Below are 14,028 nucleotides of genomic sequence, written 5' to 3'. Positions count from 1 at the left end.
CGAGATGACGCAGATGCCCGAACTGGTCGCGTTCTTCCACAGCATGATCGGGCTGGCGGCGGTCTTCATCGCGGTCGCCGCGGTGGTCGAGCCCTGGGCCTTCGGCATCACGCCCCTGCCGGTGGCGGCGACCGGCACGGTCAACACGCCCGAGGGCGCGATGATCGTCGACGGCTTCCTGCGCTATGCCATTCCTGCGGGCAACCGGCTGGAGCTCTTCCTGGGTGCGGCCATCGGCGCCATCACCTTCAGCGGCTCGGTGATCGCCTTCGGCAAGCTCTCGGGCAAGTACAAGTTCCGCCTGTTCCAGGGCGCTCCGGTGCAGTTCAAGGGCCAGCACATGCTCAACCTCGTGCTGGGCCTGCTGACCATCGCGCTCGGGCTGGTCTACATGGCCACGGAGAGCTGGGCGGCCTTCCTCGCGATGCTGGTGCTGGCCTTCGTGATGGGCGTGCTGATCATCATCCCGATCGGCGGGGCGGACATGCCGGTGGTGGTGTCGATGCTCAACAGCTACTCGGGCTGGGCGGCCGCGGGCATCGGSTTCAGCCTGAACAACGCGATGCTGATCGTGGCGGGCTCYCTGGTGGGCTCCTCGGGTGCGATCCTGAGCTACATCATGTGCAAGGCGATGAACCGYTCGTTCTTCAACGTGATCCTGGGCGGCTTCGGCGGCGAGGCGGCGAGCGCGGCCACCGGCGCCAAGGAGCAGCGCCCGGTCAAGAGCGGCAGCGCGGACGACGCGGCCTTCGTGCTCTCCAACGCCGAGACCGTGATCATCGTGCCGGGCTACGGTCTTGCCGTGGCRCGGGCCCAGCACGCGGTGAAGGAACTCGCGGCCAAGCTCACCGAGCATGGCGTGACGGTGAAGTACGCGATCCATCCGGTGGCAGGCCGCATGCCAGGCCACATGAACGTGCTGCTGGCCGAGGCCGAGGTGCCCTACGACCAGGTCTTCGAGATGGAGGACATCAACGGCGAGTTCGGCCAGGCCGACGTCGCGATCATCCTGGGGGCCAACGACGTGGTGAACCCGGCCGCGCTGCAGAAGGGCACGCCGATCTACGGCATGCCGATCCTGGAGGCCTACAAGGCCAAGACGGTGATCGTGAACAAGCGCTCCATGGCCGCGGGCTACGCGGGGCTGGACAACGAGCTGTTCTACATGGACAAGACCATGATGGTCTTCGGCGACGCCAAGAAGGTGGTCGAGGACATGGCCAAGGCGATCGAGTAAATTTCGGCGCCGCTCAAGAAACCACGGGCCGCGCAGTGTCGCGGCCCGTGCCGCATCCGAAGCTCAAGTTACGATGGCGGCAAATTTCGTTACAAAGATTCGCACTGGAGACTGAAGTGATTGATCGCCCCTGGCTTGGCAGCTACCCGCAAGGCGTGCCCGCCGACATCGACGCCTCGCACTATCCCTCGCTGGTCGCGCTGATGGAAGAAAGCTTTTCCAAGTATGCCGATCGCACGGCCTACAGCTTCATGGGCAAGGACATCAGCTACGCGGAAGTCGACCTTCAAAGCCGCGCTTTCGGTGGCTACCTCCAGGGTCTCGGCCTCGTCAAGGGCGACCGTGTCGCGGTGATGATGCCCAACTGCCCGCAGTACCCGATCGCGGTGGCGGGCCTGCTTCGTGCCGGCCTGATCCTCGTCAACGTGAACCCGCTCTACACGCCGCGGGAACTGGAGCATCAGCTCAAGGATTCGGGCTCCAAGGCGATCGTCATCATGGAGAACTTCGGCACGACGCTGCAGCAATGCCTGGCGGCGACGCCGGTCAAGCACATCGTGCTGGCCTCGATGGGGGATCGCCTGGGCCTGCTGAAGGGTGCGCTGGTCAACTACGTGGTGCGCAACGTCAAGAAGATGGTGCCTGCGTACAGCCTGCCCGGCGCGGTGCGCTTCAACGACGCCCTCGAAAAGGGTGCGGGCCGCGCCGCGGCCAAGCCCGTGGCCATCGGGCCCGACGACGTCGCGGTGCTGCAGTACACCGGCGGTACGACGGGGGTTTCGAAGGGTGCCGTGCTGCTGCATCGCAACGTGATCGCCAACGTGCTGCAGTCCGAAGCCTGGAACGATCCGGTCATGCAGAAGGTGCCGGCCAACGAGCAGCCCACGAGTGTCTGTGCGTTGCCGCTGTATCACATCTTCGCTTTCACGGTGAACATGATGCTGAGCATGCGCACGGGCGGAAAGCTGATCCTGATCCCGAATCCGCGCGACATCGCGGGCGTGCTGAAGGAACTGTCGAAGCACACCTTCCACAGCTTTCCCGCCGTCAACACGCTCTTCAATGGCCTCGCCAACCATCCCGACTTCAACACAGTCAACTGGAAGAACCTGAAGGTCTCCGTGGGCGGCGGCATGGCGGTGCAGGGCGCGGTGGCCAAGCTGTGGCTCGACAAGACGGGCTGCCCAATCTGCGAAGGCTATGGCCTGTCGGAGACTTCGCCTTCCGTCACCTGCAATCCGACGACGAGCATCGCCTACACGGGCACCATTGGCGTGCCCTTGCCCAGCACCTACGTGAAGCTGCTCGACGACGACGGCAACGAAGTGGCGCCGGGCCAGGCGGGCGAAGTCGCCGTCAAGGGGCCGCAGGTGATGGCCGGCTACTGGCAACGGCCCGACGAAACGGCAAAGGTCATGACGGCCGATGGCTACTTCAAGACCGGCGATGTCGGCGTGGTCGACGAGCGCGGCTATTTCAAGATCGTCGACCGCAAGAAGGACATGATCCTGGTCTCGGGCTTCAACGTGTACCCCAATGAGATCGAGGACGTAGTCGCACAGATTCCAGGCGTGCTCGAATGCGCCGCGGTCGGCATTGCCGACGACAAGACCGGCGAGGCCGTGAAGCTCGTGATCGTCAAGAAGAATCCCGATCTCACCGAAGCCGAGGTGCGCGAGTTCTGCCGCGCGAATCTCACCGGCTACAAGCAGCCGCGTGTGATCGAATTCCGCACCGACCTTCCCAAGACACCGGTGGGCAAGATCCTGCGACGCGAACTGCGCGACCTCAAGAAGTAGGAGTAAGGGTTCGGCCGGGGACCGGACCCGGCATCGCTCTTGCATATTGGGACTGCATGTTCCGATTCATACTGACACGCGCCAGCCTTCTCGTGCCGACCTTCATCGGCATGACGCTGCTCGCATTTTTTCTGATCCGGCTGGTGCCGGGTGATCCCATCGAGACGCTTGCAGGCGAGCGCGGCATCGATCCGGTGCGCCATGCGCAACTGTTGAAGGACTACGGACTCGACAAGCCGCTCTTCACGCAGTACGGCATCTACATCGAGCGCGTGATGCACGGCGACCTGGGCAAGTCGGTCATCACCCAGGAGCCGGTGATGAGCGAGTTCCTCTCGCTGTTTCCGGCCACGGTCGAACTGGCTGTCTGCGCCATCCTCTTTGCGCTGCTGCTCGGCATTCCGGCGGGCATCATCGCGGCGGTCAAGCGCAACTCGCTGTTCGACCATGGCGTGATGGCCACCTCGCTCACGGGCTACTCGATGCCCATCTTCTGGTGGGGTCTGCTGCTGATCCTGTTCTTTTCAGTGCAGCTCGGATGGACGCCGGTCTCGGGCCGCATCGCGGTGCAGTACTACATCGAGCCGGTCACCGGCTTCCTGCTGATCGATTCGTTGCTGTCGGATGACAAGGGCGCCTTCTTCTCGGCGCTTCAGCACCTGATCCTGCCGGCCATCGTGCTCGGCACCAACACGCTGGCGGTGATCGCGCGCATGACGCGGTCGGCCATGCTCGAGGTGCTCGGCGAGGATTACATCCGTACCGCGCGGGCGAAGGGCCTTGCCCCACTTCGCGTGGTGGGCGTGCATGCGCTGCGCAATGCGTTGATTCCGGTAGTCACGGTAATTGGCCTGCAGGTCGGCGTGCTCTTCACCGGCGCCATCCTGACCGAAACCATCTTTTCCTGGCCCGGAGTCGGCAAATGGCTGATCGAAGCCATCGGCCGGCGCGACTATCCGGTGCTGCAGGGCGGCATGCTGCTGCTCGGCGTCATCGTGATGGTGGTCAATGTCGTGGTCGACCTCGCCTACGGTTTCATCAATCCTCGCATCAGGCAAGCGCGATGAGCACTATCACGGTTCCCAGCGAGAAAAGCACGGCGCCGCCCGGACCCTGGCGCGAGTTCTGGGGCTCGTTCTCGGCCAATCGCGGCGCGGTCATCGGGCTGGGTGTGGTCGTCTTCCTGCTGCTGGTGGCCTTGTTCGCGCCGTGGATCGCGCCGCATGCGCCCAACCAGACGGACAGCACCGCTTTCCTTCGGCCACCCGCGTGGCAGGAAGGCGGCTCGATCACGCACCTTCTCGGCACCGATGCCATCGGCCGCGACATCCTTTCGCGGCTCATGTATGGCTCGCGGCTCTCGCTGTCGATCGGCATCGCGGTGGTCGCGATCTCGGTCGCGGCCGGCATCACGCTGGGGCTGATCGCAGGTTTCTTTCGCGGCGTGCTCGAGATCGCGATCATGCGGCTCATGGATGTGATCCTCACGCTGCCGAGCCTGCTGCTCGCGATCGTGATCGTCGCGATCCTCGGGCCGGGCCTGATCAACGCGATGCTGGCGGTCGCGATCGTGGTGCTGCCGCACTACGTTCGCATCACGCGGGCCGCCGTGATCTCCGAAGTCTCGCGCGACTACGTGACAGCCGCGCGCGTGAGCGGCGCGGGCACGCTGCGCCTGATGTTCCGTGAGGTGCTGCCCAATTGCGCCGCGCCGCTCATCGTGCAGGCCTCGCTGGGCATATCGACGGCCATCCTCGATGCGGCGGCGCTCGGCTTTCTCGGTCTCGGCGCGCAGCCGCCTTCGCCGGAATGGGGAACCATGCTCGCCGATGCACGCGAGTTCGTGTTGCGCGCGTGGTGGGTTGTCACCTTCCCGGGTCTCGCGATCCTTGCCGCCGTGCTCGCATTCAATCTGCTGGGCGATGGTCTCCGCGATGCCCTCGATCCCAAACTGAAACGCTGACATGCCCTTGCTTGATATCCGCGATCTTCACGTGGAATTCCCCACGCAAGGCGGCACGCTGCATGCCGTCGATGGCGTGACGCTTCGCCTGGAGGAGGGCGAGGTGCTCGGCATCGTCGGCGAATCGGGCTCGGGCAAGAGCGTGACGATGATGGCGCTGATGGGTCTCATCGGCTGGCCCGGCCGAGTGCGCGCCGAGCATCTGCGCTTCGCCGGCCAGGATCTTCTCGGCATCTCCGATCGCGAGCGGCGCAAGCTCGTCGGCAAGGACGTTGCGATGATCTTCCAGGAGCCGACGACCAGCCTCAACCCCTGCTTCACGATCGGCTGGCAGTTGATGGAGACGCTGCGACTGCACTTGAACCTCGACAAGCGCGAGGCGAAGAAGCGTGCGACCGAGTTGCTCGAGCAGGTGGGCATCCCCGCAGCCTCGTCGCGGCTCAACAGCTACCCGCACCAGCTTTCCGGCGGCATGAACCAGCGCGTGATGATCGCGATGGCAATCGCGTGCAACCCGCGCCTTCTGATCGCCGACGAGCCGACCACCGCACTCGACGTGACCATCCAGGCCCAGATTCTCGACCTGTTGCGCAGCTTGCAGAAAGAGCGTGGCATGGGCCTCGTTCTGATCACTCACAACATGGGCGTCGTCAGCGAGATGGCGCAGCGCGTGGCCGTCATGTATGCGGGCCAGGTCATGGAGGAACGCAGCGTCTCCGAACTGTTCGCGGCGCCTCAGCATCCCTACACCGCCGCCTTGCTGGCCGCGCTGCCGGAGCGCACGGCGGGCGAGGGGCGGCTCGCCACGATTTCCGGCGTGGTACCGGGCGTGCACGACCGGCCCACCGGTTGTCTCTTCGCGCCGCGCTGCGGTTATGCGACGGAGCATTCGCGCACGGTGCGGCCTGCATTGCGCGAATGGATGGGCGGGCAGGTGCGTTGCCACTACGCGCTCGGCGATCCTCAGCGCGACGCAGCGCTGGCGCGTGACGGCGCACAGGTGGTGGAGTTCGTGCGATGAACGACGTCGTCGTGGAGGCGCAGAACCTGCAACGTGTCTATTCGGTTCGACGCGGATTGTTTCGTGCACCTGCGCATTTGCAGGCCGTCGGAGACATTTCGTTCAGGCTGGAGAAAGGTCGGACGCTCGCGGTGGTCGGCGAATCGGGTTGCGGCAAGTCGACGCTGGCGCGCATGGTGGCGCTGATCGAGAAGCCGACGGCGGGTTCGCTGACGCTGGTGGGCAACGACGCGGTGAACCCGCCTTCCGAGCGCCGGCGCGAGTTGCGGCGGGCCGTGCAACTGGTGTTCCAGAACCCGTACGGCTCGCTCAATCCGCGCAAGAAGATCTCGGCCGTGCTCGAGGATCCGCTGGCGATCAACACGACGCTCGGCAAGTCGGAGCGCGCCGCGAAGGCGCGCGACATGCTGGCGCGCGTCGGGCTCCGGCCCGAGTACGCCAACCGCTATCCCCACATGTTCTCGGGCGGCCAGCGCCAGCGCATCGCGATCGCGCGCGCGCTGATGCTCGATCCGCGCTTGCTGGTGGCCGATGAACCGGTGTCGGCACTCGACGTGTCCATCCAGGCGCAGGTGCTGAACCTGCTCGCGGACTTGCAGGCCGAACTTGGGCTGTCCTATCTGTTCATCTCGCACGACCTTGGCGTGGTGCGCCACATCGCGCACGACGTGCTCGTGATGTACCTTGGCCATGCCGTGGAGCAGGGCCCGAAGGCGCGCATCTTCGTGCGGCCTCTGCACCCGTATACGCAGGCGCTGCTGGCATCGACGCCGGGCCTTGCTTCCGAGCGCATCGTACTCAAGGGGGAACTGCCCTCGCCGCTGGCGCCGCCGCCGGGATGCGTGTTCAACACGCGGTGCGCGCATGCCACCGAGCGCTGCCGCACGGAACGCCCGCTGCCGCGCCTGCTGGACGAACGCATGGTGGCCTGCCACCACGCCGAAAAGTTTCTCGATGGCGCGGCGGAGGTCCGCGCCGATCATTCCCTGCCCGCGTCTGCGCGGATTCAACCCTGAAGGAGTCGACCGACATGCCCCCCACTTCCAACACTTCGCGCCGGCTGCGCGCCGCTGCGCTCCTCGCGCCCGCCGCGCTCGCGCTCGCTTGCGGCGCGGCGTCGGCCAAGACACTGGTCTTCTGCTCCGAAGGCAGTCCGGAGAACTTCTATGCCGCGGTGAACACGACGGGAACCTCGTTCGACGTCACCACGCAGGTCTACAACAACCTCGTCGAGTTCGAGCGCGGCGGCACGAAGGTCATCCCCGGCCTGGCCGAAAGCTGGACCATCTCGCCCGACGGCCTGGAGTACACCTTCAAGCTGCGCAAGGGCGTCAAGTGGCACAACACGGCGAAGAGCTTCAAGCCGACCCGTGACTTCAATGCCGACGACGTCATCTTCATGATGGAGCGGCAGTGGAAGGAGAACGACCCGTTCTTCAAGGTCACGAGCACGAACCACTCGTACTTCAACGACATGGGCATGCCCAAGCTGCTGAAGTCGATCGATCGCATCGACGACTACACGGTGAAGTTCGTGCTGAACAAGCCCGAGGCGCCCTTCCTCGCCAATCTCGCGATGCCCTATGCCGGCATCCAGTCGAAGGAATACGCGATCGCGATGCTCAAGGCCGGCACGCCTGAGAAGGTCGACCAGGATCCGATCGGCACCGGCCCGTTCTATCTGGTGCAGTACCAGAAGGACGCCATCGTGCGCTTCAAGGCCTTTCCGCAGTACTGGGGAGGCAAGGCGAAGATCGACGACCTGATCTTCGCGATCACGCCCGACGCATCGGTGCGCTGGGCCAAGCTGCAGAAGGGCGAGTGCCACGTGATGCCCTACCCGAACCCCGCCGACCTGGACGCGATCCGCAAGGATCCCAACGTGCAGGTATTGGAACAAGCGGGGCTCAACGTTGGCTACCTCGCCTACAACACGCAGAAGAAGCCCTTCGACGACGTGCGCGTGCGCAAGGCGCTCAACATGGCGATCAACAAGAAGGCCATCATCGACGGTGTCTACCTGACCACTGGCGTGGCCGCGAAGAACCCGATCCCGCCGGCCATGTGGTCGTACAACGATGCCGTCAAGGACGATCCGTACGATCCCGAAGCCGCCAAGAAGCTGCTGGCGCAGGCGGGCTACCCGGATGGTTTCACCGCCGACCTGTGGGCGATGCCCGTGCAGCGTCCCTACAACCCGAACGCCAAGCGCATCGCCGAACTGATGCAGGCCGACCTCGCGAAGATCGGCGTCAAGGCCGAGATCAAGTCCTTCGAATGGGGTGAATACCGCAAGCGCATGCAGGCCGGCGAGCACCAGATGGGCATGCTGGGCTGGACGGGCGACAACGGCGATCCGGACAACTTCATGTACACGCTGCTGGGCTGCGCGTCCGCGCAATCGAACGGCAGCAACGTGGCGAAGTTCTGCTACAAGCCCTACGAGGACCTGGTCGTGCAGGCGAAGAACGTGCCCAAGCAGGCCGAGCGTGATGCGCTCTACAAGAAGGCCCAGGTGATCTTCAAGGAACAGGCCCCGTGGTTCACGATCGCGCACGCGGTTCAGTTGAAGCCCGTTCGCAAGGAAGTGGTGGACTTCAAGTTGAGTCCCTTCGGCCGTCACACCTTCTACGGTGTGGACATCAAGTAGTGAAGTTTCCCCGCGACGCGGAACGCCGCGGAACCGGCTTTGCCGGGCCGCTGGTGTTGCCCCCGGCAGGGGGTGAGCGAAGCGACACGAAGTGCGCGTAGCCTGGGGGCGAGCAACATGAACCCTATCGCCATCGTGGCTGCGATGCATGAGGAATTGGCGGCGCTGCTTGCTCAGATGCCTGACGAGCAGCGCATCCGCGTTGCGGGCCGGGACTACTGGGTGGGCCATCTGCAGGGGCAGCTCGTCGTCGCGGTCTTGTCGCGCATCGGCAAGGTCGCTGCGGCCACGACGGCGACGGTGCTCATGGAGCGGTTCGGCGTGCGGGCCATCGTGTTCACGGGCGTCGCAGGCGGACTGGCGCCCGGTGTCGAAGTCGGCGACGTGGTCGTCGCGACCCGGCTCCTGCAGCACGACCTCGATGCCTCGCCGATCTTTCCCAAGTACGAAGTGCCGCTGACAGGCCATGCGCGTTTCGCGGCCGACACCGCGATCAGCGATGTGCTGGCGGTCGTGGCCGCCGACGTGCTGAGCGATCCGGTGACCCTGCTGGGCGAAAAGGTAGTCGAGGACTTCGGCCTGGTTGCGCCGAAGGTTCATCGCGGTCTTCTCGTGAGCGGGGACCGCTTCGTCTCGACTTCGGCCGAAAGCGATGCGCTGCGCCGCGCATTGCCCGACGCGCTCGCGGTGGAGATGGAGGGCGCCGCGGTGGCCCAGGTGTGCCACGACTACGGCGTGCCTTTCGCCGCGGTGCGGACGATCTCGGATCGGGCCGACGACGCGGCCCATGGCGATTTCACGCGCTTCGTCTCGTCGGTGGCGAGCCGCTACAGCCTTGCGCTGGTCGATGCGTGGCTCGCCACGTTGCCGACGGACGCGCCTACTTGAGCCAGCCGCGGCGGCGGAAGTACCACATGGGCACCAGCGCGCTCGCGATCATCAGCACGACCGCATAGGCGTAGCCGTAGGTCAGGTCGAGCTCGGGCATGAACTTGAAGTTCATGCCGTAGACGCTCGCGATCAGGGTCGGCGGCAGCAGGGCCACGCTCGCGACCGAGAAGATCTTGATGGTCTTGTTCTGGTTGATGTTGATGAAACCGACGGTCGCATCCATCAGGAAGTTGATCTTGTCGAAGAGGAAGGCCGTGTGGTTGTCCAGCGATTCGATGTCGCGAAGGATCTGCCGCGCTTCCTCGAATTGCTCGGCGTTGAGCATGCGGCTTCGCATCATGAAGCTCACCGCGCGGCGGGTGTCCATGACGTTGCGGCGGATGCGCCCGTTCAAGTCTTCCTGCCGCGCGATCGCGCCGAGCACTTCGCCGGCCAGTTCGTCGCTCACGTTGCCCGAGAGCACCTTCTTGCCGGCGGCCTCGAGTTCGTCGTAGATGTTCTCGAGCGTGTCGGCCGAGTATTCGGCGTCGGCGTCGAACAGCTTGAGCAGCACTTCCTTGGCATCCTCGATCAGACCGGGCGCGCGGCGTGCGCGCATCCGCAACAGGCGGAACACCGGGACGTCCTCGTCGTGGATCGAGAACAGCACGCCGCGGCTGCGCAGTTCCGTGTTGTGCTGGTTGAGGATGAAGGCGACGCGCACCGACCGCGGGTTCTCGTCGTCGTCGATCAGGAAGTCGCTGCGGATGTGGAGTTCGCCGTTGTCCTCTTCGTAGAAGCGCGCCGATTCCTCGATGTCCTCGTCCATCGCGTCTTCGGGGATGGAAAGGCCGTAGTACTGCTTGATCCAGCGCTTTTCCTCGAGGGTGGGCGATTCGAGGTCGACCCAGATCGGCTGGAACTGTGAAAGCTCTTCGAGCGCCTCGATCTCTTCCTGGACGAGGCGACCGTTGGCGAGCGTGAAGATGTTGAGCATGGCTCACTCCCGTGAATGGTCTTGCGGTTGGGCGAAGGGGTGGGGCGCTTTCAACTCCCTCGCCAACGGACGTGTCAGGGGGGAAGTGAAAGCTGCCGAGACGGGTCGGTTTCCATGTGAAAGGCTCCGGTTGCAGCGAGGCGCGATTATGTCATCCGCCCTTCGAGAATTGATGACGGTGTCTGGATGGACATACAGTAAAGTCGCGCTGATGCAGAGCGTCGCGAAACTCATTCCCGCCACCCAGGCAGAGCGTCTCGCGGCCGCGCTTGCCCAACTCAACGAAGAACAGCGCGCAGCGGTGGAGCACGGTGTGGATGCCGCCTTGGGCGACGCGCAACAGGACGATCGACCGTTGCTCGTGATCGCCGGCGCGGGTTCCGGAAAGACCAGCACGTTGGCGCACCGCGTGGCCCACCTGATCGCGCGCGGCGTCGATCCGCAGCGGATCCTGTTGCTGACCTTCTCTCGCCGTGCCGCGCAGGAGATGGAGCGCCGGGCGGGGCAGGTGCTTGCGCGCGTGCTCGGCCTGAAATCGGAGGCGCCGCCAGCGCTGCCGTGGGCCGGCACCTTCCACGGTATCGGCGCGCGACTGCTGCGCGAGTACGCGGCGCAGGTGGGACTCAACGAGAACTTCACCATTCACGATCGGGGCGACGCCGAGGATCTGATGGGACTGGTGCGCAATGACCTTGGCCTGTCGTCCACAACGCGGCGGTTTCCGCAGAAGGGCACCTGTCTCTCTATCTATTCACGCACCGTCAATACCTGCGCACCGCTGGCGGAGGTGCTCAAGCACGCCTTCCCGTGGTGCGCCGAGTGGGAGGCCGAACTCAAGCGGCTGTTCGGCGCCTATGTGGAGGCCAAGCAGCAGCAGCACGTGCTCGACTACGACGACCTGCTGCTCTACTGGGCTGAAATGGTCGCCGAGCCGTCGCTGGCCGGGCACGTCGGCGCGCGCTTCGACCATGTGCTGGTCGACGAGTACCAGGACACCAACCTGCTGCAGGCCGCCATCCTGCGTTCGCTCAAGCCGGACGGCCGTGGCGTGACGGTGGTGGGGGACGACGCGCAGTCGATCTACTCGTTTCGTGGCGCAACAGTACGCAACATCCTCGACTTCCCGCAGCAATTCATCCAGGCGGCGCGCATCGTCACGCTCGAACGCAACTACCGCTCGACGCAACCCATCCTGGATGTGTCGAACGCGGTGATCGCCGCCGCCTCGGAGCGCCACGCAAAGACGCTCTGGACCGACAAGCCCTCGGCAGGCCGCCCACAACTCGTACTGGTGCCCGACGAGGCGCAACAGGCCCGCTGGGTGGCGGATCGCGTGCTCGCGCATCGCGAGGGTGGGCTGGCGTTGAGGTCCCAGGCGGTGCTGTTTCGGACCTCGACGCACAGTGCCGCGCTCGAACTCGAACTGGCGCGGCGCAACATTCCGTTCGTCAAGTACGGCGGGCTCAAGTTCCTCGAAGCCGCGCATGTGAAGGACCTGCTCGCCGTGCTGCGGTTCGCGCAGAATCCGCGAGGGCGGATGGCCGGCTTCCGCGTCACGCAACTGATACCCGGGATTGGACCGGTCACGTCCACGCGGCTGCTCGACGCGATGGCGGAAGCGGCCGAGCCCGGCGCGGTCGTGCAGGCCTTCGTGGCGCCGTCGGCTGCCCAAGTCGAGTGGGCGCGGTTCGCCGCCATCTATGCGGCGCTTCGGGCTCCGGATCTGGCCTGGCCGGCCGACATGGACCTCGCGCTCCAGTGGTATCTGCCCCATCTGGAACGCCTTCACGACGACGCGGGCCTACGCCGCGGCGACGTCGAGCAGTTGGCGCGGCTGGCGTCCGGCTACGCGTCGCGCGAGCGATTCCTGACCGAACTCACCCTCGACCCGCCCGAAGCCACGAGCGATCGGCCGGGGCCTCCGCTGCTCGACGAGGATTACCTGATCCTCTCGACCATCCACTCGGCCAAAGGGCAGGAGTGGACGTCGGTGCATGTGCTGAACGTGGTCGACGGTTGCATCCCTGCGGACGTCGCGCAGGGTGCGCAGGAGCTCGAAGAGGAGCGGCGCCTGCTCTATGTCGCGATGACCCGGGCACGCGATCACCTGCATCTGCTGGTGCCCCAGCGCTTCTACGTCACGCAGCAGGCGGCACGCGGCGATCGACACCTGTATGCGGGTCGCACGCGCTTCATCACGGCGTCCGACGCCGAACGCTTCGAGCAGCAGACCTGGCCGGTGCCGCCGGAGCGTGCGCCGCACGTACCACCGCCAGCGGCCACGATCGACCTGCTCAGCCGGATGCGCGCTGCATGGCGGTGACGCTCGCCCGGATGAGAACTTTCAAATCATAGTGCGGGGAATCCCCTACGGGGAATGGCCCTTTGTACGTGTTCGGAAAGATTGCAATTCGATGACAGCGTGGGCATAGTGAACCGACCTTCCCGCCTTTTCCCGCCTTCCTCTCTCCTTCTCTCCCCCTCTTTCTCCCCACTCCGACTTCATTCCCCGGCTGTTCCTCCCCGTGAGGAACGGCTTTTTCCCCAACCGTCAATTCCAGGAGGTCATTCATGAATTTGACGATCAGCGGTCATCACCTCGACGTCACTCCCGCCTTGCGCAGCTACGTTACGAACAAGCTGGATCGCATCACCCGACATTTCGACCAGGTGGTCGATGTCAAGGTGATCCTCACGGTGGAAAAGCAGAAGGAAAAGGAACGCCGGCAACGCGCCGAATGCAACATTCACGTCAAGGGCAATGACATGTTCGCGGAGTCGAGTCACGCTGATCTCTACGCTGCCGTCGACGAGTTGGTCGACAAGCTCGACAGGCAGGTCGTCCGCCACAAGGACCGCCTGCAGGACCATCATCATGCGGCGCCCAAGCGCGTGATGTAGTACCACTCCGGGCAAATACTCTTGCGGGCCGCCTTTGGGCGGCCCTTTGCTTTTTTCGGGGTGGGTGCATAATCGCCCCCGCCCTGCCCCCAACATGAACCGACTCGCGTCCATCCTGCCGCCCGCTCAAGTGCTCGTGAGCGTTGACGCCACCAGCAAGAAGCGTGCTTTTGAAGAAGCAGGCCTGCTGTTCGAGAACCTGCATGGCCTCGGCCGCGCCCTCATCACCGACAGCCTTTTTGCCCGCGAACGCCTCGGCTCGACTGGCCTTGGCCACGGCGTAGCCATTCCGCATGGCCGCATCAAGGGCCTCAAGTCGCCGATGGCCGCTGTCTTCCAGCTGGCGAATCCGATCGGGTTCGACGCGCCGGACGAACAGCCCGTCGTCCTGCTGATCTTCCTGCTCGTGCCGGAAGCCGCCACGCAGAAACACCTTGAAATACTCTCCGAGATCGCCGAACTCCTGAGCGACGCCAACCTGCGCGAGCAGATCAAGTCGAGTTCGGACGCCGCGGCGCTGCACGCCCTGATCGCAGGATGGCAATCCGCCCAGGTCGCCTGATCCGCGTGGGCGCTGGGCGGTCTGGCGC

General features: G+C 64.9%; 12 protein-coding genes. 11 read left to right on the top strand and 1 reads right to left on the bottom strand.

All coding sequences use genetic code 11. The features are described from left to right. The 8 genes from AC1D3B_RS19165 to AC1D3B_RS19130 form a co-directional block, all read left to right on the top strand. On the top strand, positions 1-1,237 hold a 1,237-nt coding region (locus tag AC1D3B_RS19165; RefSeq protein WP_478192242.1), incomplete at its 5' end, for an NAD(P)(+) transhydrogenase (Re/Si-specific) subunit beta. 116 nt (positions 1,238-1,353) lie between these two features. After that, entirely contained in the window at positions 1,354-3,036 is a 1,683-nt protein-coding gene (locus tag AC1D3B_RS19160) for a long-chain-fatty-acid--CoA ligase (protein ID WP_478192241.1), read from the top strand. A 56-nt stretch (positions 3,037-3,092) separates the two neighbouring features. Next, positions 3,093-4,103 carry an ABC transporter permease subunit gene (locus AC1D3B_RS19155; RefSeq protein WP_478192240.1) on the top strand — a complete coding sequence of 337 codons (1,011 nt, stop codon included), beginning with the start codon at positions 3,093-3,095 and terminating at the stop codon, positions 4,101-4,103. Beyond that, a complete protein-coding gene (locus AC1D3B_RS19150; protein ID WP_478192239.1) occupies positions 4,100-4,999 on the top strand; it encodes an ABC transporter permease subunit in 900 nt (299 codons plus the stop codon). The genes AC1D3B_RS19155 and AC1D3B_RS19150 overlap by 4 nt, the downstream gene beginning before the upstream one ends. A gap of 1 nt (position 5,000) precedes the next feature. Next, complete coding sequence (locus AC1D3B_RS19145; protein ID WP_478192238.1) at positions 5,001-6,020, top strand: ABC transporter ATP-binding protein; 1,020 nt, start codon at positions 5,001-5,003, stop codon at positions 6,018-6,020. Continuing rightward, on the top strand, positions 6,017-7,036 hold the full coding sequence (locus tag AC1D3B_RS19140) for a peptide ABC transporter ATP-binding protein (protein WP_478192237.1): 1,020 nt from the start codon (positions 6,017-6,019) through the stop codon (positions 7,034-7,036). Before AC1D3B_RS19145 ends, AC1D3B_RS19140 begins: the two co-directional genes overlap by 4 nt. Before the next feature lie 14 nt (positions 7,037-7,050). Then, a complete protein-coding gene (locus AC1D3B_RS19135) occupies positions 7,051-8,670 on the top strand; it encodes an ABC transporter substrate-binding protein (protein WP_478192236.1) in 1,620 nt (539 codons plus the stop codon). A gap of 117 nt (positions 8,671-8,787) precedes the next feature. After that, the gene (locus AC1D3B_RS19130; RefSeq protein ID WP_478192235.1) at positions 8,788-9,558 is read left to right on the top strand and encodes a 5'-methylthioadenosine/adenosylhomocysteine nucleosidase; all 771 of its coding nucleotides are present in this window, start codon (positions 8,788-8,790) and stop codon (positions 9,556-9,558) included. Here AC1D3B_RS19130 and corA read toward each other — a convergent pair. Then, positions 9,551-10,537, bottom strand: coding sequence for a magnesium/cobalt transporter CorA (corA, locus tag AC1D3B_RS19125; protein WP_478192234.1), 987 nt, complete (start codon positions 10,535-10,537; stop codon positions 9,551-9,553). The genes AC1D3B_RS19130 and corA overlap by 8 nt on opposite strands. A 211-nt stretch (positions 10,538-10,748) precedes the next feature. Between corA and AC1D3B_RS19120 the strand changes: the two genes are divergently transcribed. The 3 genes from AC1D3B_RS19120 to AC1D3B_RS19110 all read left to right on the top strand — a co-directional run bounded on the left by AC1D3B_RS19120 (position 10,749) and on the right by AC1D3B_RS19110 (position 14,000). Continuing rightward, on the top strand, positions 10,749-12,860 hold the full coding sequence (locus AC1D3B_RS19120; RefSeq protein WP_478192233.1) for an ATP-dependent helicase: 2,112 nt from the start codon (positions 10,749-10,751) through the stop codon (positions 12,858-12,860). Between the two features lie 248 nt (positions 12,861-13,108). Then, positions 13,109-13,438, top strand: coding sequence for a ribosome hibernation-promoting factor, HPF/YfiA family (gene hpf, locus AC1D3B_RS19115; RefSeq protein WP_028251656.1), 330 nt, complete (start codon positions 13,109-13,111; stop codon positions 13,436-13,438). Between the two features lie 94 nt (positions 13,439-13,532). Then, positions 13,533-14,000, top strand: coding sequence for a PTS sugar transporter subunit IIA (locus AC1D3B_RS19110; protein ID WP_028251657.1), 468 nt, complete (start codon positions 13,533-13,535; stop codon positions 13,998-14,000). Positions 14,001-14,028 lie beyond the last annotated feature (28 nt).

It is taken from the genome of Variovorax sp. P5_A3, assembly GCF_056400665.1.
Note: the sequence above shows the minus strand (reverse complement) of the source record. Positions and strands in the feature narration are given on the sequence as shown.